The sequence below is a fragment of the Pseudomonas sp. Irchel s3f19 genome (assembly GCF_900187555.1).
Classification (GTDB): Bacteria; Pseudomonadota; Gammaproteobacteria; order Pseudomonadales; family Pseudomonadaceae; genus Aquipseudomonas; species Aquipseudomonas capeferrum.
The window spans coordinates 565,599-584,755 of record NZ_FYDW01000001.1; the positions used below are offsets into that span (position 1 = coordinate 565,599).

General features: G+C 62.0%; 17 protein-coding genes. 13 read left to right on the plus strand and 4 right to left on the minus strand.

Features of this window, described 5'->3' with window-relative positions; genetic code table 11:
• Nucleotides 1-114: 114 nt before the first annotated feature.
• The 4 genes from xdhA to guaD all read left to right on the plus strand — a co-directional run bounded on the left by xdhA (nt 115) and on the right by guaD (nt 6,291).
• Nucleotides 115-1,569: a xanthine dehydrogenase small subunit gene (gene xdhA / locus CKW22_RS02520; RefSeq protein WP_033699373.1), complete on the plus strand. Its 1,455-nt coding sequence runs from the start codon at nt 115-117 to the stop codon at nt 1,567-1,569.
• Entirely contained in the window at nt 1,562-3,961 is a 2,400-nt protein-coding gene (xdhB, locus tag CKW22_RS02525) for a xanthine dehydrogenase molybdopterin binding subunit (RefSeq protein ID WP_033699375.1), read from the plus strand. The genes xdhA and xdhB overlap by 8 nt, the downstream gene beginning before the upstream one ends.
• 169 nt (nt 3,962-4,130) lie before the next feature.
• Nucleotides 4,131-4,976: a xanthine dehydrogenase accessory protein XdhC gene (xdhC, locus tag CKW22_RS02530; protein ID WP_095063711.1), complete on the plus strand. Its 846-nt coding sequence runs from the start codon at nt 4,131-4,133 to the stop codon at nt 4,974-4,976.
• 10 nt (nt 4,977-4,986) lie between these two features.
• Nucleotides 4,987-6,291: a guanine deaminase gene (gene guaD / locus CKW22_RS02535; protein ID WP_033699377.1), complete on the plus strand. Its 1,305-nt coding sequence runs from the start codon at nt 4,987-4,989 to the stop codon at nt 6,289-6,291.
• On the opposite strand, the gene aqpZ is transcribed toward guaD, so the two are convergent.
• Both aqpZ and CKW22_RS02545 read right to left on the minus strand, forming a co-directional pair.
• Nucleotides 6,288-6,986, minus strand: coding sequence for an aquaporin Z (aqpZ, locus tag CKW22_RS02540; protein WP_033699378.1), 699 nt, complete (start codon nt 6,984-6,986; stop codon nt 6,288-6,290). The genes guaD and aqpZ overlap by 4 nt on opposite strands.
• A 151-nt stretch (nt 6,987-7,137) precedes the next feature.
• Nucleotides 7,138-7,893, minus strand: coding sequence for a GntR family transcriptional regulator (locus tag CKW22_RS02545; protein ID WP_047583646.1), 756 nt, complete (start codon nt 7,891-7,893; stop codon nt 7,138-7,140).
• Nucleotides 7,894-8,246: 353 nt separating this feature from the next.
• On the opposite strand from CKW22_RS02545, the gene CKW22_RS02550 reads away from it, so the two are divergent.
• Nucleotides 8,247-9,596, plus strand: a complete 1,350-nt coding sequence (locus tag CKW22_RS02550) for an NCS2 family permease (protein ID WP_047583647.1) — start codon at nt 8,247-8,249, stop codon at nt 9,594-9,596.
• Nucleotides 9,597-9,777: 181 nt separating this feature from the next.
• On the opposite strand, the gene uraH is transcribed toward CKW22_RS02550, so the two are convergent.
• Nucleotides 9,778-10,131: a hydroxyisourate hydrolase gene (gene uraH / locus CKW22_RS02555; RefSeq protein ID WP_008091641.1), complete on the minus strand. Its 354-nt coding sequence runs from the start codon at nt 10,129-10,131 to the stop codon at nt 9,778-9,780.
• 377 nt (nt 10,132-10,508) lie between these two features.
• Between uraH and puuE the strand changes: the two genes are divergently transcribed.
• The 7 genes from puuE (at nt 10,509) to CKW22_RS02590 (ending at nt 17,443) form a co-directional block, all read left to right on the plus strand.
• Nucleotides 10,509-11,435 (plus strand): allantoinase PuuE, encoded by a 927-nt coding sequence (gene puuE / locus CKW22_RS02560; RefSeq protein WP_019471481.1) that lies wholly within the window; start codon nt 10,509-10,511, stop codon nt 11,433-11,435.
• Nucleotides 11,435-11,950: a 2-oxo-4-hydroxy-4-carboxy-5-ureidoimidazoline decarboxylase gene (gene uraD, locus CKW22_RS02565; RefSeq protein WP_033699383.1), complete on the plus strand. Its 516-nt coding sequence runs from the start codon at nt 11,435-11,437 to the stop codon at nt 11,948-11,950. The genes puuE and uraD overlap by 1 nt, the downstream gene beginning before the upstream one ends.
• Before the next feature lie 61 nt (nt 11,951-12,011).
• The gene (locus CKW22_RS02570; protein WP_027592958.1) at nt 12,012-12,515 is read left to right on the plus strand and encodes an ureidoglycolate lyase; all 504 of its coding nucleotides are present in this window, start codon (nt 12,012-12,014) and stop codon (nt 12,513-12,515) included.
• A 43-nt stretch (nt 12,516-12,558) separates the two neighbouring features.
• Nucleotides 12,559-13,866 carry a urate hydroxylase PuuD gene (locus CKW22_RS02575; RefSeq protein ID WP_095063712.1) on the plus strand — a complete coding sequence of 436 codons (1,308 nt, stop codon included), beginning with the start codon at nt 12,559-12,561 and terminating at the stop codon, nt 13,864-13,866.
• A 158-nt stretch (nt 13,867-14,024) separates the two neighbouring features.
• Nucleotides 14,025-15,380: a nucleobase:cation symporter-2 family protein gene (locus CKW22_RS02580; RefSeq protein WP_033699386.1), complete on the plus strand. Its 1,356-nt coding sequence runs from the start codon at nt 14,025-14,027 to the stop codon at nt 15,378-15,380.
• Between the two features lie 142 nt (nt 15,381-15,522).
• Nucleotides 15,523-16,308 carry an outer membrane protein OmpK gene (locus tag CKW22_RS02585; protein ID WP_033699387.1) on the plus strand — a complete coding sequence of 262 codons (786 nt, stop codon included), beginning with the start codon at nt 15,523-15,525 and terminating at the stop codon, nt 16,306-16,308.
• A gap of 352 nt (nt 16,309-16,660) precedes the next feature.
• Nucleotides 16,661-17,443, plus strand: coding sequence for an outer membrane protein OmpK (locus CKW22_RS02590; protein WP_027592962.1), 783 nt, complete (start codon nt 16,661-16,663; stop codon nt 17,441-17,443).
• A gap of 43 nt (nt 17,444-17,486) precedes the next feature.
• On the opposite strand, the gene CKW22_RS02595 is transcribed toward CKW22_RS02590, so the two are convergent.
• The gene (locus CKW22_RS02595) at nt 17,487-18,401 is read right to left on the minus strand and encodes a DUF808 domain-containing protein (protein ID WP_033699388.1); all 915 of its coding nucleotides are present in this window, start codon (nt 18,399-18,401) and stop codon (nt 17,487-17,489) included.
• A 132-nt stretch (nt 18,402-18,533) separates the two neighbouring features.
• On the opposite strand from CKW22_RS02595, the gene CKW22_RS02600 reads away from it, so the two are divergent.
• Entirely contained in the window at nt 18,534-19,145 is a 612-nt protein-coding gene (locus CKW22_RS02600; protein ID WP_033699390.1) for a TetR/AcrR family transcriptional regulator, read from the plus strand.
• The last annotated feature ends 12 nt before the right edge of the window (nt 19,146-19,157 follow it).

Sequence of the window (19,157 nt, forward strand, 5' to 3'; positions counted from 1 at the left end):
CCGGGTGTAGAGATGCGCATTTTCCTGACCTTTGAGTCAGAAAAATATTGACCAGTTCGTCAGGTCTGCTTATTGTCCGCCCAACAACAATAAAACCATTGCGAGGCCACCCCCGTGATCCAGTTTCTCGTCAACCAGGAGCTGCGTAATGAGCACGCCCTGGACCCGAACATGACGGTGCTGCAATACCTGCGCGAGCACCTGGGCAAACCCGGCACCAAGGAAGGCTGTGCCAGTGGTGACTGCGGTGCATGCACCGTGGTGGTCGGCGAACTGACCCAGGACGACCAGGGCCAGGACACCCTGCGCTACCGCAGCCTCAATTCGTGCCTGACCTTCGTGTCTTCGCTGCATGGCAAGCAGTTGATCAGCGTCGAAGGCCTCAAGCACCAGGGCGAACTGCACAGCGTGCAAAAAGCCATGGCCGACTGCCATGGTTCGCAATGCGGCTTCTGCACCCCAGGCTTCGTCATGTCGCTGTTCGCCCTGCAGAAAAACAGCCAAGGCCCCGACCTGCACCTGGCCCAGGAAGCCCTGGCCGGCAACCTGTGCCGCTGCACCGGCTACCGGCCGATCCTCGATGCTGCCGAGCAAAGCTGCCGCCAGCCTTGCCGCGACCAGTTCGATGCCCAGCAAGCCCAGACCATCAGCCGCCTCAAGGCCATCGCGCCGACCCAGACCGGCGAGCTCAACAGTGGCGACAAGCGCTGCCTGGTGCCGTTGACCGTGGCTGACCTGGCCGACCTGTACAGCTCGCACCCCGAAGCACGCCTGCTGGCCGGTGGTACCGACCTGGCACTGGAAGTGACCCAGTTCCACAAGACGCTCCCGGTGATGATCTATGTCGGCCACGTGGCCGAGCTCAAGCGCATCGACAAGACCGCCAGCCACCTGGAAATCGGCGCGGCCACCCCGCTCACCGACTGCTATGAAGCGCTCAATGCCGAGTACCCCGACTTCGGCGGCCTGCTGCACCGGTTTGCCTCGTTGCAGATCCGCAACCAAGGCACCTTGGGCGGCAATATCGGCAACGCCTCGCCGATTGGCGACTCGCCGCCCCTGCTGATTGCCTTGGATGCCCAGGTGGTGCTGCGCCAGGGCGAACGCCAGCGCACCCTGGCGCTGGAAGACTACTTCATCGATTACCGCATCACCGCGCGCCAGGACAGCGAGTTCATCGAGAAGATCATCGTGCCGCGCGCCAGCGATGACTGGGCCTTCCGCGCCTATAAAGTGTCCAAGCGCCTGGACGACGACATTTCCGCCGTGTGCGCAGCGTTCAACCTGAGCATCGAGAACGGTGTGGTCAGCGGCGTTCGGATCGCCTTCGGCGGCATGGCCGCCATTCCAAAACGTGCACGTGCCTGCGAAGCAGCCCTGCGCGGCAAAGCGTGGAACCAGGCCAGCATCGAGCGCGCCTGCCAGGCGCTGGCCGAAGACTTCACCCCGCTCAGCGACTTCCGCGCCAGCAAGGAGTACCGCCTGCTGACCGCACAGAACCTGCTGCGCAAGTACTTCATCGAACAGCAAACACCGCACATCGAAACCCGGGTGACCGCTTATGTCTAACCATCACGTTGCCAAGAGCCAGGCCGAGATGGCCGAACTGTTCAGCCAGGACCTGACCACCGGGGTCGGCCGCAGCGTCAAGCACGACAGTGCCGACAAGCACGTGGCCGGCGAAGCGGTGTACATCGATGACCGCCTGGAATTCCCCAACCAGTTGCACGTCTATGCGCGCACCGCCGACCGCGCCCACGCGCGCATCCTGCGTGTCGACACCACGCCGTGCTATGCCTTCGAGGGTGTACGCATCGCCATCACCCACGAAGACATCCCTGGCCTCAAGGACATCGGCCCGGTGGTGGCCGGCGACCCGCTGCTGGCCATCGACAAGGTCGAATTCTTCGGCCAGCCGGTGCTCGCCGTGGCTGCCCGCGACCTGGAAACCGCCCGCCGCGCAGCGATGGCGGCCATCATCGAATACGAAGACCTGGAGCCGGTACTGGATGTGGTCGAAGCGTTTCGCAAGAAGCACTTCGTGCTCGACAGCCACACCCACCAGCGCGGTGACTCCGCCGCCGCCCTGGCCAGCGCCCCGCACCGCCTGCAAGGCACCCTGCATATCGGCGGCCAGGAGCACTTCTACCTGGAAACCAACATTTCCTCGGTGATGCCGACCGAGGACGGCGGCATGATCGTCTACTGCTCCACGCAAAACCCCACCGAAGTGCAGAAGCTGGTCGCCGAAGTGCTGGACGTGCCGATGAACAAGATCGTCCTCGACATGCGCCGCATGGGCGGTGGTTTCGGCGGCAAGGAAACCCAAGCCGCCAGCCCGGCGTGCCTGTGTGCGGTGGTTGCGCACCTGACCGGCCAGCCAACCAAGATGCGCCTGCCGCGCGTCGAAGACATGATGATGACCGGCAAGCGCCACCCGTTCTATGTCGAGTACGACGTGGGCTTCGATGACACTGGCCGCCTGCACGGCATCAATTTCGACCTGGCCGGCAACTGCGGCTACTCGCCCGACCTGTCCGGCTCGATCGTCGACCGCGCCATGTTCCACTCCGACAACGCCTACTACCTGGGCGATGCCACCGTGCATGGCCACCGCTGCAAGACCAACACCGCCTCCAACACCGCCTACCGCGGCTTTGGCGGCCCGCAGGGCATGGTCGCCATCGAGCAGGTGATGGACCATATCGCCCGCCACCTGGGCCGCGACCCGCTGGCGGTGCGCAAGGCCAACTACTACGGCAAGACCGACCGCAACGTCACCCACTACTACCAGACCGTCGAGCACAACATGCTCGAAGAGATGACCGCCGAGCTTGAGGCCAGCAGCGATTACGCCGAGCGGCGCGAGTCGATTCGCCGCTTCAATGCCAACAGCCCGATTCTCAAGAAGGGCCTGGCGCTGACCCCGGTCAAGTTCGGTATCTCGTTCACCGCCACCTTCCTCAACCAGGCCGGTGCGCTGATCCACATCTACACCGACGGCAGTATCCACCTGAACCACGGCGGCACCGAGATGGGCCAGGGCCTGAACACCAAGGTGGCGCAGGTGGTGGCGCAGATTTTCCAGGTCGACTTCGACCGCATCCAGATCACCGCCACCAACACCGACAAGGTCCCCAACACCTCGCCTACCGCGGCTTCCAGCGGCGCCGACCTGAACGGCAAGGCCGCGCAGAACGCCGCCGAAATCCTCAAGAAGCGCCTGACCGAGTTCGCCGCACGGCATTACCAGGTGACCGAGGAAGACGTCGAGTTCCGCAACGGCCATGTGCGCGTGCGTGAGCAGATCGTCAGCTTCGAGCAACTGGTGCAGCAGGCGTACTTTGCCCAAGTGTCGCTGTCGAGCACTGGCTTCTACCGCACGCCGAAGATTTTCTACGACCGCAGCCAGGCTCGCGGCCGGCCGTTCTACTACTTCGCCTTCGGTGCAGCCTGCGTGGAAGTGGTCGTCGACACCCTGACGGGCGAGTACAAGATGCTGCGCGCCGACATCCTGCATGACGTCGGCGCCTCGCTGAACCCGGCCATCGATATCGGCCAGGTGGAAGGCGGTTTCATCCAGGGCATGGGCTGGCTGACCACCGAGGAGCTGGTGTGGAATGCCAAGGGCAAGTTGATGACCAACGGCCCGGCCAGCTACAAAGTGCCGGCGGTAGCCGACATGCCGCTGGACCTGCGCGTGAAGCTGGTGGAAAACCGCAAGAACCCGGAAGACACGGTGTTCCATTCCAAGGCCGTGGGCGAGCCGCCATTCATGCTTGGCATCGCCGCCTGGTGCGCGATCAAGGACGCCGTGGCCAGCATTGCCGACTATCGCCTGCAACCCCAGGTTGATGCCCCGGCAACGCCAGAGCGGGTGTTGTGGGGTTGCGAGCAGATGCGCAAGGCGGTGGCCGCCGCGCAGCCTGCATCGCAGGAACTGGAAACCGTTAGCCACTGACCCTGCGCTCCGTTGTGTGTGTAGGAGCGGCCTTGCGTCGCGAAAGGGGCGCGAAGCGGCCCCAGCCAACTCAGCAGCGAAGCTGAAATCCTGGGGCCGCTGCGCAGCCCTTTCGCGACGCAAGGCCGCTCCTACACAAGGCCCGCGTAGACAGAAGAGAGGTTGGATCATGCACCAATGGATCAACGCCCTCGCCGACCACCAGTCCCGCGGTGAACCCTGCGTGCTGGTGACCATCATCGAGGAACGCGGCTCTACCCCGCGTAACGCCGGCTCGAAAATGGTCGTCAGCGCCACCGCGCTGTTCGATACCATCGGCGGCGGCCACCTGGAATACAAGGCCCTGCATATCGCCCGGCAAATGCTCGAAGACCAGCGCACCACCCCGCACCTGGAGCGCTTCAGCCTGGGTGCAAGCCTCGGCCAGTGCTGCGGCGGCGTGACCGTGCTGCTGTTCGAGCCAATGGCCGCCGTGCAGGCGCAGATCGCGGTGTTCGGCGCGGGCCATGTCGGCCGCGCTCTGGTACCCTTGCTCGCCGCGTTGCCCTGCCGGGTGCGCTGGATCGATTCGCGCGAACAGGAATTTCCCGAGCTCATCCCCAACGGGGTGACCAAGGTGGTCAACGAGGAGCCCGTCGACGAAGTGGCCGACCTGCCAGCCGGCAGCTACTGCATCGTCATGACCCACAACCACCAGCTCGACCTGGAACTGACCGCCGCCATTCTCAAACGCAATGATTTCACCTGGTTCGGCCTGATCGGCTCGAAGACCAAACGGGCCAAGTTCGAGCACCGCCTGCGCGAGCGCGGCTTCGATGATGCCGTCATGGCGCGCATGCGCTGCCCGATGGGCATTGCCGAGGTCAAGGGCAAGCTGCCGATCGAGATCGCCGTGTCCATCGCCGGCGAAATCATTGCCACCTACAACGCCTGCTTCGGCCAGCATGACGCTGCCGCCAACGCCGGCCCCATTGCCCAGTTGCTGCCGCCCTCCCGGCGCAGCCAAGCCATTTGACGAGCGCTTTATGACCGCAACCCGCAAAGCCTACCGTGCCGCCATCCTGCACAGCATCGCCGACCCGGCCGAAGTCGGCCTTGACGCCTCCCACGCTTACTACGAAGACGGCCTGCTGGTGGTCGACGATGGCCGCATCAGCGCCCTCGGCCACGCCAGCGACCTGCTGCCGACCCTGGATGCCGGCATCGAAGTGGTGCATTACCAGGATGCGTTGATCACCCCAGGCTTCATCGATACCCACATCCACTTCCCACAGACCGGCATGATCGGCTCGTACGGCGAACAGCTGCTGGACTGGCTCAACACCTACACCTTCCCGTGCGAGAAACAGTTCGCCGACAAGGGCCATGCCGACCAGGTCGCGAAAATCTTCCTCAAGGAACTGCTGCGCAACGGCACTACCACCGCCCTGGTGTTTGGCAGCGTGCACCCGGAGTCGGTCAACGCCTTGTTCGAAGAAGCCGAGCGCCTCGACCTGCGGATGATCGCCGGCAAGGTGATGATGGACCGCAATGCCCCTGACTACCTGACTGACACGGCCGAGTCCGGTTACAGCGAAAGCAAGGCATTGATCGAACGCTGGCACGGCAAGGGCCGCCTGCACTACGCAGTGACCCCACGTTTCGCACCGACCAGCACGCCAGAGCAACTGACACTCGCTGGCCAGTTGCTCAAGGAGCACCCAGGCGTGTACATGCACACGCACCTGTCCGAAAACCTCAAGGAAATCGACTGGGTCAAGTCACTGTTCCCGGAGCAGAAGGGCTACCTGGACGTGTACGACCACTTCGAGCTGCTCGGCGAGCGCTCGGTGTTCGCCCATGGCGTGCACCTGTGCGACGACGAGTGCCAGCGCCTGGCCGAAACCGGTTCGGCCGTGGCCTTCTGCCCGACGTCCAACCTGTTCCTCGGTAGCGGCCTGTTCAACCTGCCCCAGGCCGAGCGCTTCAAGGTCAACGTGGGCCTGGGCACCGACGTGGGCGCTGGCACCAGCTTCTCGCTGCTCAACACCCTCAACGAGGCGTACAAGGTCATGCAGTTGCAGGGCGCGCGCCTGCACCCCTACAAGTCGCTGTACCTGGCCACCCTCGGCGGCGCCCGCGCACTGCGCCTGGACGATCGCATCGGCAGCCTGCGCCCCGGCAACGATGCCGACTTCGTCGTGCTCGACTACAAGGCCACGCCGCTGCTGGACTACCGTATCCAGCAGTCCAACAGCATCGAAGAGACCCTGTTCGTGCTCACCACCCTGGGCGATGACCGCACCGTGCGGGAAACCTACGCCGCCGGGCGTTGCGTGCACCAGCGCTAAGGTTCTTTCGCCAGGCCCCGGTACAACGCGCCGCCGATCGCAGCCCCGATCAGCGGCGCCAGCCAGAACAGCCACAGCTGCTGCAGGGCCCAGCCACCGACGAACAGTGCCGGCCCCGTGCTACGCGCGGGGTTGACCGAAGTATTGGTCACCGGAATGGAGATCAGGTGGATCAGAGTCAGGGCCAGGCCGATGGCAATCGGCGCGAAACCTGCTGGGGCGCGGGAGTCGGTGGCGCCCATGATTACCACCAGGAACATCGCCGTCATCACCACTTCACTGATGAAACCCGCACCCAGTGTGTAGCCGCCGGGCGAGTGGTCGGCGTAGCCGTTTGAAGCCAATCCCGAAGACAACTCGAAACCGGCCTTGCCGCTGGCGATGAGGTAGATCACACCCGCAGCCAGGATGGCGCCGATCACCTGAGCGATCACGTAGGGCAGCAGCTCTTTGGCCGGGAAACGCCCGCCCACCACCAGCCCGAACGATACGGCAGGGTTTAGATGACAGCCGGAAATGTGGCCGATGGCGAAGGCCATGGTCAGCACTGTAAGGCCGAAGGCGAAAGCAACACCGAGAACGCCGATACCGAGGGGGGAACTGGCTGCGAGTACCGCACTGCCGCAGCCACCAAGGACCAGCCAGAAGGTGCCGATCAATTCGGCACCCATGCGTTTACCGAGGGACATGCTCATGAATCCATTCCTCAAGAAGTTGAACGCAACGAATGCGCAAGCCCAACTGCTTGATGAAGGTTTGCTCACAAGAATTTAGCAGACCTTTGGCTGATGTGTAGGAGCGGGCAAGCCCGCGCCTGCAAAACCCCACATCTACCGAGGCAAACGATCAACCCTTGGCCGATACCTTTGGCTTTTTCAGCAGGTGCGAGAACACCGCATGCAGATCGTCCGAAGCACTCTCCTCGTCCAGGTTCAGCTTGCTGTCGATGTGGTCCATGTGGTGCATCATCAAGCTCACCGCCTGCTCGGCGTCACGCGCTTCGATGGCATCGATCAGCTGCATGTGCTCGTCATAGGAGCAATGCGAGCGGTTGCCGCTTTCGTACTGGGCAATGATCAGCGAGGTCTGCGACACCAGGCTGCGCTGGAAGCTGACCAGGGGCGCATTGCCCGCCGCTTCGGCCAGCTTGAGGTGGAATTCGCCAGAAAGACGGATACCCGCACCCCGATCGCCGCGCGAGAAGCTGTCGCGCTCCTCGCGCACCATCTGCCGCAGCTCGTTGAGCTGGTCGAGGGTGGCGTGCTGCACGGCCAGTTCGGTGATGGCGCGTTCGACCATGCGCCGCGAGAAGAACACCTGGCGCGCCTCTTCAACCGTCGGGCTGGCCACCACCGCACCACGGTTGGGCCGCAACAGCACCACGCTTTCGTGGGCCAGGCGCGACAGGGCGCGGCGGATGATGGTGCGGCTGACGCCGAAGATCTCGCCCAGCGCTTCCTCGCTCAACTTGGTGCCCGGAGCCAGACGCTGTTCGAGGATCGCCTCGAAAATATGCGCGTAGACGATGTCGTCCTGGGTACCACTGCGCCCGGCCTTGCCAGTGCGCACAGGTTTTTTCAGAGGTTGCAGCTGTTCGTTCATGGGCACTCGAGCACGTGGATCCACCAGTCGGACCTTGACTGTAACGCGTGTCAGAGGGTGGCTGGCAAGTCCTGAAAAGGGATGAAGGACCAAGGTATGGCGCCATTGTACACAGGCTGACCCGTTTCTGCAGGTGGCCTTTCACATATATAGCCGTTGTACGCGCATTTGTGCGCACAAAAGATAAAACATTATTTGCATTCTTTGTACACAAAAGCATAATCCACCGTGCGACTTCCTGACCCATAAGTCAACAAAATGGTCAGGCGTCTGCCTTCCCCTCGCGGAGCCGCCAAGTGCATGCGCAGGACAATGGCTCCGACACAACAAGAAAGACTTGAGGAGTACCCGCTGTGGAAAGCCGCAAATCCGAAGCCCCTACGCTGGATCTCGCCCCACCGCTCGAAACGAGCTGGCTGGAACGGATTTTCAAACTCAAGCAACACGGCAGCACCGTCAAAACCGAAATGATCGCCGGGGTGACCACCTTCATCACCATGGCCTACATCATCTTCGTCAACCCCAACATCATGGCCGACGCCGGCATCGATCACGGCGCGGCCTTCGTCGCCACCTGCATCGCCGCAGCGCTGGGCTGCCTGCTGATGGGCCTGTATGCCAACTGGCCGGTGGGCCTGGCGCCCGGCATGGGCCTGAACGCCTTCTTCACCTACACCGTGGTCGGCACCATGGGCTACAACTGGGAAACGGCACTGGGCGCGGTATTCGTCTCGGGCGTGCTATTCATGTTCCTGACCTTGTCGAAGGTGCGCGAGTGGCTGCTCAACAGCATCCCGTTGAGCCTGCGCCATGCGATGGGGGCCGGCGTCGGATTGTTTCTCGGACTGATCGGCCTGAAGACCGCAGGTATCATCGTCGACAGCCCGGCCACGCTGATCAAGCTGGGCTCGCTGCATGAACCCGGCCCACTGCTGGCGGCGGTGTGCTTCCTGTCGATTGCCATCCTCAGCTACAAACGGGTATTCGGCGCGATCCTGATCAGCATCATCGGCGTCACCCTCGCCGGCTGGGGGCTTGGCCTGGTGAAGTTTGGCGGGGTGGTATCGATGCCACCGAGCCTGGCGCCGACCTGGATGGCCATGGATGTCGCCGGCGTGTTCAACGTCAGCATGATCAGCGTGGTGCTGGCATTCCTCTTCGTGCACATGTTCGACACCGCCGGCACCCTGATGGGCGTGGCACAACGGGCCAACCTGGTGGCGCCTGATGGGCGTATCGAAAACCTGTCACGGGCGTTGAAAGCAGACAGCGCGTCCAGCGTATTCGGCGCGGTGGTCGGCGTGCCGCCGGTCACCAGCTATGTAGAAAGTGCCGCAGGCGTGGCCGCCGGTGGCCGGACTGGCCTGACAGCTGTGGTGGTGGGGCTGCTGTTCATTGCAGCGATGTTCTTCGCGCCGCTGGCCGGGATGATTCCGGCTTATGCCACTGCGGGTGCATTGATCTACGTGGCCATGCTGATGATGGGCAGCATGGCGCATATCCACTGGGACGAAGCCACCGACAGCATTCCGGCGATCGTCACGGTGATCATGATGCCGCTGACCTTCTCGGTCGCCGACGGTATTGCCCTGGGCTTCATCACCTATGTGGCATTGAAGGCGGGCACTGGCAAGTACAAGGAAATCTCGGCCAGCCTCTGGGTGCTGTGCGCGATCTTCATTGCCAAGTTCGTGTTCCTTTAAGTCATTGATTACCCGGCTTTAGAGTTTCAGTGCATTCAAGATCAAGCGCCGCCCCCGCGGCGCTCGATCTCATGGCCACTACAACATCCAAGCCGCCCCCCATCACTTTCCGCCAGACGAAAAAAAGCCCGCCAGTGTGAGAGCGGGCCAAAGGACCTACGAAGATTCTTCTAGCGACCAACTAGCTTCCGCGATAGGTCGAATAGCTATACGGCGAGATCAGCAGCGGCACGTGGTAGTGCTCCTGCTGCTCGTCGATGCCAAAACGCAGCACAACAACATCCAGAAACGCCGTGTCCGGCAGCTGTACGCCGCGAGCACGGTAGTAGGCGCCAGCACTGAACTGCAGCTGGTAAACGCCGGTACGGTAATCGTCACCCTGCAGCAGCGGCGCATCGACGCGGCCATCGCTGTTGGTCAGGGCGGTGTTAACCAGCTCCAACTGCTGGCCTTCGACGCGATACAGCTCGACCTTGATCGAGCTGCCCGGGCAGCCATGCGCGGCATCCAGTACGTGTGTGGTCAAACGTCCCATTGCTTGTCGCCTCTTGTTCAATCTGTGGGCAAAAAATACACGGCCATCATCACGCCAAACGGCCTGCGATGTGCGGGAATGGCGTTATTAAGACATTCCATCGCCAAATTGTACACAATTTTTTGAACCCATCCGTCGCCGCCTCCCTAAAGCCGCCATACAGTCGCAAATACAGACGCCATGCCGACACCCACGTCATTAGCTGACCAACCAGGCAGGTTTATTGCAAGGGATTCTCAGGCGACAAAAGGGAAGAAATGCGGAAAAACAGGCTTACAAAAGATTTCAGAAGTTGTATACAATCAGCCCATCCGGTGGTGCGACATCCCGACGCGGCCCGCCCACCCCCGCACTAACGCACAAGAAGGAAGACTGCAGTGAGCGCTGACTATCCTCGCGACCTGATCGGTTACGGCAACAACCCACCTCACCCGCAATGGCCGGGCAACGCCCGCATTGCACTGTCCTTCGTCCTGAACTACGAAGAAGGTGGCGAGCGCAACATCCTGCACGGTGACAAAGAGTCCGAAGCCTTCCTGTCCGAGATGGTGGCTGCCCAGCCGTTGCAGGGCCAGCGCAACATGAGCATGGAATCGCTGTATGAATACGGCAGCCGTGCCGGCGTGTGGCGCCTGCTCAAGCTGTTCAAGGACAGCGGCGTGCCGCTGACCGTGTTCGCCGTGGCCATGGCCGCCCAGCGCCACCCGGACGTGATCCGCGCCATGGCCGAAGCCGGCCACGAGATCTGCAGCCACGGCTACCGCTGGATCGACTACCAGAACATGGATGAAGCGCAGGAGCGCGAGCACATGCTCGAGGCCATCCGCATCCTCACCGAACTGACCGGCGAACGCCCGGTGGGCTGGTACACCGGCCGCACCGGCCCGAACACCCGCCGCCTGGTGATGGAGGAAGGTGGCTTCCTCTATGACAGCGACACCTACGACGACGACCTGCCCTACTGGGAGCCGAACAACCCGACCGGCAAGCCGCACCTGGTGATCCCCTACACCCTGGACACCAACGACATGCGCTTCACCCAGGTACAGGGCTTCAACTGCGGCGAGCAGTTCTTCCAGTACCTCAAGGACGCCTTCGATGTGCTCTACGCCGAAGGCGCCGAAGCACCGAAGATGCTCTCCATCGGCCTGCACTGCCGCCTGGTCGGCCGCCCGGCGCGCCTGGCCGCGCTGAAGCGCTTCGTCGACTACGCCAAGAGCCATGACCAGGTCTGGTTCGCCCGTCGCGCGGACATCGCCCGCCACTGGCACGCCACCCACCCGTACAAGAAAGAGAACGCCTGATGACCGCCTTCAAGACCCTCAAGCCCTCCACCCTGGGCCGTGACGCATTCGTCGCCGCCTTCGCCGACATCTACGAGCACTCGCCGTGGGTCGCTGAAAAAGCCTATGGCCTGGGCAACCTGATCGAGTTGGACGAGGTCGAGGCGCTGCACCAGCGTATGAGCGACATCCTGCTCAGCGCCAGCCACGCCGACCAATTGGCGCTGATCAACGCTCACCCGGACCTGGCTGGCAAAGCGGCCATCCAGGGCGAGCTGACCGAATCGAGCACCAACGAGCAGGCCGGCGCCGGTATCCACCAGTGCACCGCCGAAGAGTTCGCCCGTTTCACCGAGCTCAACGACGCCTACAAGGCCAAGTTCCAGTTCCCGTTCATCATGGCGGTCAAGGGCAGCAACCGGCACCAGATCCTCGCCGCTTTCGAAAAACGCATCCACAACGACAGCGATGCCGAATTCAAGGAAGCCCTGGCGCAGATCAACCTGATCGCCCTGTTCCGTCTGCTGCAGCTGTAATTACCGCTGCAACGAACGTTAGAGCCCTTTCAAGAATAACGAACATAGAAGAGATAACCGCATGCGCACCCTGATGATCGAGCCCCTGACCAAAGAAGCCTTCGCCCCGTTCGGTGACGTGATCGAAACCGATGGCAGTGACCACTTCATGATCAACAACGGCTCGACCATGCGCTTTCACAAGCTCGCCACGGTCGAGACCGCCGAGCCTGAAGACAAAGCGATCATCAGCATCTTCCGCGCCGACGCGCTGGACATGCCGCTGACCGTACGCATGCTGGAACGCCATCCGCTGGGCAGCCAGGCTTTCATCCCGCTGCTCGGCAACCCCTTTCTGATCGTGGTCGCGCCCGTTGGCGATGCACCTGTATCAGGTTTGGTCCGCGCCTTCCGCAGTAACGGCAGGCAGGGCATCAATTACCATCGCGGCGTCTGGCACCACCCGGTGCTGACGATCGAAAAGCGGGATGATTTCCTGGTGGTTGATCGCAGTGGTTCTGGCAACAACTGCGATGAGCATTACTTCACCGAGGAACAGATGCTGATCCTCAATCCCCACCAATAAGAAAAGGTCGATCATCGCAAGGTGATTGGCAGAGGTACATACTGTGGAAGCACACCTTCACGAATGGCTGAACCTGAGCATTCGCTGGGTTCACATGATCACCGGTGTCGCCTGGATCGGTGCATCGTTCTACTTCGTCTGGCTGGAGAACCACCTGAACCGAAGCAACCCGCGCGATGGGTTGTCGGGTGATCTCTGGGCGATTCACGGCGGTGGTATCTACCACCTGGAGAAATACAAACTCGCACCCCCGAAAATGCCCGAGAACCTGCACTGGTTCAAATGGGAAGCCTACTTCACCTGGATGTCCGGTATCGCCCTGCTGTGCGTGGTGTTCTACTGGAACCCGGCCCTGTACCTGCTGGCCCCTGGCAGCACCCTGAGCGGTGCCGAAGGCGTGGCCATCGGTATCGGTTCGCTGATCGCTGGCTGGTTCATCTACGACTTCCTGTGCGACTCGCCCCTGGGCAAGAAGCCAGCGCTGCTCGGTGGTGTGCTGTTCGTGCTGATCATCGCCGCCTGCTGGGGCTTCAGCCTGGTGTTCAGCGGCCGTGGCGCATACCTGCACACCGGCGCGATCATCGGCACCATCATGGTCGGCAACGTGTTCCGCATCATCATGCCGGCCCAGCGCCAGCTGGTGGCCGCGATCGAGAGCAACACCACCCCGGACCCGCGCCTGCCGGCCAAGGGGCTGCTGCGCTCGCGCCACAACAACTACTTCACCCTGCCGGTGCTGTTCATCATGATCAGCAACCATTTCCCGAGCACCTACGGTAGCCAGTACAACTGGCTGATCCTGGCCGGTATCGCAGTAGCCGCGGTTCTGATCCGCCACTACTTCAACACCCGCCACGACAGCAACAAGTACGCCTGGACCCTGCCGGTAGGCGCCCTGGCGATGATCTGCCTGGCCTACGTCACCGGCCCGAAACCGATGGCCGTAAGCCCTGAGCAAGCCGCAGCGAAGATCGAGTACCAGCCGCTGCCTGCAACTGCTGTCGGTGGCAAGACCGCTGCCGAGCAGCGCGCCGAGGACGCCGCCAAGGCTGCGCAAGCACCGGCCCAGGCCGCTGCCCAGGCCGGTGGTGGCGACTTCGACAAGATCCACAATGTCATCCAGGAACGCTGCACCGTGTGCCACTCGTCGAAACCGACCAGCCCACTGTTCAGCGCCGCCCCTGCTGGCGTGATGTTCGACACCCCGCAGCAGATCCAGGCCCAGGCCGCGCGCATTCAGGCGCAAGCGGTCGCCAGCCAGATCATGCCGCTGGGCAACATCACCCAGATGACCACCGAAGAGCGCAAGCTCGTTGGTGACTGGATCGCCAAAGGCGCCCAGGTCAACTGATAGAAGCCGCAAGCTTCAAGCCTCAAGCTGTAAGTCGTAGGTAACAAGCAAGCATCGAGCGTCAAGCTCCAACGCGGATCACCAAGCTTCTTCTTGAAGCTTGCCGCTTGGAGCTTGCCGCTTGGATCCGAGAATAAAAACAAAACTCGAGGTGCTGCATGTCCGAGTCACGCAAGGCGTACATCCCTGTTGCGCCGCCGCGTCAGCCTCTGCCCCTGTTCCAACTGATTCTGGTAGGCCTGCAACATGTACTGCTGATGTACGGAGGCGCGATTGCCGTGCCTTTGATCATTGGCCAGGCTGCTGGATTGTCCCGTGAAGAAGTTGCCTTCCTGATCAACGCCGACCTGCTGGTCGCAGGCGTCGCCACCATCATCCAGTCGTTCGGTATCGGCCCGGTAGGGATCCGCATGCCGGTGATGATGGGTGCCAGCTTCGCTGCCGTCGGCAGCATGGTGGCCATGGCCGGCATGCCCGGCGTGGGCTTGCAGGGGATCTTCGGCGCGACCATCGCCGCCGGGTTCTTCGGCATGCTGATCGCGCCCTTCATGTCCAAAGTCGTGCGCTTCTTCCCGCCCCTGGTTACCGGTACCGTGATCACCTCGATCGGCCTGTCGCTGTTCCCGGTTGCGGTCAACTGGGCCGGTGGCGGCCATGAGGCAGAAGCCTTCGGTTCGCCCATCTACCTGATGGTCGCGGGCCTGGTGCTGGCCGTGATCCTGTTGATCAACCGCTTCATGCGCGGCTTCTGGGTCAACGTTTCGGTGCTGGTGGGCATGGGCCTGGGTTACATCCTGGCCGGCTCCATCGGCATGGTCGACCTGTCTGGCCTGAGCCAGGCACCGTGGCTGCAAGTGGTGACCCCACTGCACTTCGGCATGCCGACCTTCAGCCTGGCGCCGATCCTGTCGATGTGCCTGGTGGTGGTGATCATCTTCGTCGAGTCCACGGGCATGTTCCTCGCCCTGGGCAAGGTGACCGATCGTGAAGTCACCCCCGGCATGCTGCGTCGCGGCCTGCTGTGCGATGCCGGCGCGTCGTTCATCGCGGGCTTCTTCAACACCTTCACCCACTCCTCGTTCGCCCAGAACATCGGCCTGGTGCAGATGACCGGGGTACGCTGCCGCTACGTTACCGTGGTGGCCGGTGCGCTGTTGATCATGCTCAGCCTGCTGCCCAAGGCGGCCTACCTGATTGCCTCGATCCCGCCTGCGGTACTGGGCGGCGCGTCCATTGCCATGTTCGGCATGGTCACCGCCACCGGGATCAAGATTCTTCAGGAAGCGGACATCGGCGACCGTCGCAACCAGTTGCTGGTGGCGGTGAGCGTCGGTTTCGGGCTGATCCCCGTGGTGCGCCCGGATTTCTTCGCGCAGATGCCGCAGTGGATGGAACCGATCACCCACAGTGGCATCGCCATGGCCACGGTCAGCGCCCTGGTGTTGAACGTGTTGTTCAACATCCTCGGTGGCGCCGACCGCGCAGCGCATAACGACGCCTGTCACCAGCATTGAGCCCGAGGGGCGGCGCATTGGCCGCCCCTCACTCACACCCGCAGTAACCGCTACACCGTCGGCCCGCCGGAATGGGCCGCTCGGGGCGCCCCTGCGCGCTAAAAACACCGCCAACAAAAACAATAAGTCCGGGAATCACAACATGAAGCGCATCACCTCGTCCCTGTTGTTGGGCAGCAGCCTGCTGGCCACCCTCCCCTCGCATGCAGGCGAATGGCTGCAATGGCACGGCGAAAGCCTGACCTACCTGTACGGCAAGGACTTCAAGGTCAACCCTGGTATCCAGCAGACCATCACGTTCGAGCACGCCAACAAATGGAAGTACGGCGACACCTTCATGTTCGTCGACAAGATTTTCTACAACGGCAAGGCCGACCCCGGCAAAGGCGTGACCACCTACTACGGTGAATTCAGCCCGCGCCTGTCGCTTGGCAAGATGACCGGCCACAAATTCGAGTTCGGCCCGATCAAGGACGTGCTGATCGCCATGACCTACGAGCGTGGCGAAGGCGACAACGAGGCCTACCTGATCGGCCCCGGTTTCGATCTGGCCGTCCCCGGCTTCAACTATTTCACCTTGAACTTCTACGTGCGCAACACCGAGGGCAGCCGCCCTGGGGACAACGTCTGGCAGATCACCCCGGCGTGGTCCTACACCATCCCCGTGGGCCGCTCCGACATCCTGATCGACGGTTACATGGACTGGGTGGTGGACAACGACCAGACCCGTCGCGGCACCTACCACGCCAACCTGCAGTTCAACCCACAGGTCAAGTATGACCTGGGTAAGGCCCTGAACCTGGGCGCCAAGCAGTTGTACGTAGGCTTTGAATACAGCTACTGGAAGGACAAGTACGGCATCGACAGCCGTGGCAACGTGGACAGTAATCAGAGCGTCGCCAGCGCCCTGGTCAAAGTCCATTTCTAAGAAACTGACCAAACGCACAAGTTTGTTTCACAGCGCTCCAGGACGGGGCACTTGAGGACCGGCGCGCAAGCCAGTAATCTGCGCGCCCCCTCGCTCAGGGCAGAACGGATTCTGCCTGCGTTTACTGACCGCTCAGTCAATGAATTCGGGCGGTTGGCCAACGTATTGCCAGCCTGAAAAACCCTTTTCATCCGTTCAGAACGTAGTCGAGCAGGAAGGTTGTGCCAGCCCCGAAAAGTTGGCGCAGCTCTTGCCAAACAGCTGTGGCCTATCGAAAAAAGCTGACTCAAAAGACAAAAAAGCGCCAACAACGAGCGCTGACAACAGATCAATCAAGGGAGCGACACTCGCAATGCGTACCATCAACAGCCTGATCCTCGCCGGCGGCCTGCTGGCCTGCGGCACCACCTTCGGCGGCGACCTGCTGCAGTGGCAGAACAACAGCCTCACCTACCTGTGGGGCAAGAACTTCAAGGTCAACCCCGAGATCCAGCAGACGGTGACGTTCGAGCATGCCGATGGCTGGAAGTACGGCGACAACTTCATCTTCGTCGACAAGATCTTCTACCAGGGCAAGAAAGACGCCGGGAACGGCCCCAACACCTACTACGGTGAAATCAGCCCGCGCCTGTCGTTTGGCAAGATCTTCGACCAGAAGCTGGCGTTCGGCCCGGTCAAGGACGTGCTGTTGGCGATGACCTACGAGTTTGGCGAGGGGGATACCGAGTCTTACCTGATCGGCCCTGGCTTCGACCTGGACATCCCGGGCTTCGACTACTTCCAGCTGAACTTCTACCAGCGCACCACCGACGGCAGCCGTGCGGGTGACAACGTCTGGCAGATTACCCCGGTGTGGTCGTACACCATCCCTGTGGGCTCGTCCGACATCCTCATCGACGGTTTCATGGACTGGGTGGTGGACAACGACGAGAACCGTCGCGGTACCTACCAGGCCAACCTGCACTTCAACCCGCAGGTCAAATATGACCTGGGCAAGGCGTTGCACCTGGGTGAGAAGCAGCTGTACGTAGGTTTTGAGTACGACTACTGGAAGAACAAGTACGGCATCAAGGACAGCGATGCCTTCACGACCGACCAGAATACGGCGAGCTTCCTGGTCAAGGTTCACTTCTGACCTGAAAGACCACAGGGGCCGCTTTGCGGCCCCTGTGTCACAGTCACTGAGCCGGGCGCATTACCCGCCACAACTTGCTCAAACCGCTCACTACCGCCAACACGGCAGCGCCCGCAACAATGCCCACACCCCCGTTGAGCAATGCGCCCGTCAGCGCCCCGCCGCGCCCTTCGCTGAACGCCTCGATCGCATGATGCAACGGCCCGATGCCATGCACCAGAATCCCGCCGCCGACCAAGAACATCGCCGCAGTGCCGATCACCGACAGGCTTTTCATCATGTAAGGCGCCGCGCGCAGGATGCCGTTACCCACCACCTGGGCCAGCTTCGATGCCTTCTGCGTCATCCACAGGCCCAGGTCATCGAGCTTGACGATGCCGCCCACCAGCCCGTAAACGCCGATGGTCATGACAATGGCGATACCCGACAGCACGATGATCTGCTGGGTCAACGGCGCATCGGCTACGGTGCCCAGAGTAATGGCGATGATTTCTGCCGAGAGAATGAAGTCGGTGCGCACCGCGCCTTTGATCTTGGTTTTCTCGAAGGCCACCAGGTCGACATTGGCGTCGGCCACGGCTTCCTTGCGCGCCTCATGCTGCGCCTCGTCCTCTTCCTTGCTGTGCAAGAACTTGTGCGCGAGCTTTTCGAAGCCCTCGTAGCACAGGTAAGCGCCGCCGATCATCAACAAGGGCGTTACCGCCCAAGGGATGAACGCACTGATCAGCAACGCCGCCGGCACCAGGATCGCCTTGTTGACGAACGAGCCCTTGGCCACCGCCCACACCACCGGGATCTCGCGCTCGGCGCGTACGCCAGTGACCTGCTGAGCATTGAGCGCCAGGTCGTCGCCCAATACGCCAGCAGTCTTCTTCGCCGCGACTTTGGTCATGAGTGACACGTCATCGAGCACCGTGGCGATGTCGTCGATCAGTACCAGTAGACTGCTGCCTGCCATGTTTGCCTGTTTCCCGTGAAATGAATGCGCCGGAGTCTAGCCCAAAGTCGCTGCCTTGAGCGCCCGTCGAGCCCGGTGCTACCATGCCCGATCCCTCTTAGAGGTGGCCAGACACGAGGAAGATCCCTGACCATGAGCACCATTCGCGAGCGCAACAAGGAACTGATCCTGCGCGCGGCCAGCGAGGAATTCGCCGACAAGGGCTTCGCCGCCACCAAGACCAGCGATATCGCGGCCAAGGCCGGCCTGCCCAAGCCAAACGTGTACTACTACTTCAAATCCAAGGACAACCTCTACCGCGAGGTCCTGGAGAGCATCATCGCGCCTATCATGCAGGCCTCGACGCCGTTCAATGCCGACGGTGACCCCAAGGAAGTGTTGAGTTCGTACATTCGCTCGAAGATCCGCATCTCGCGCGACCTGCCGCATGCATCCAAGGTGTTTGCCAGCGAGATCATGCACGGTGCGCCGCATTTGTCGCCCAACCAGGTCGAGCAGCTCAACGAACAGGCGCGGCACAACATCGAGTGCATCCAGGGCTGGATCGAGCGCGGGCAGATTGCCAATGTGGATGCGCATCACCTGATGTTCAGCATCTGGGCGGCGACCCAGACCTATGCCGATTTCGATTGGCAGATCTCGGCGGTAACGGGCAAGGCCAAGCTGGCCGACAGTGATTATGACGCTGCGGCCGAGACCATCATCCGGCTGGTGCTCAAGGGCTGTGAGCCTGAGGCGGCCTGATCGGGCCATTGG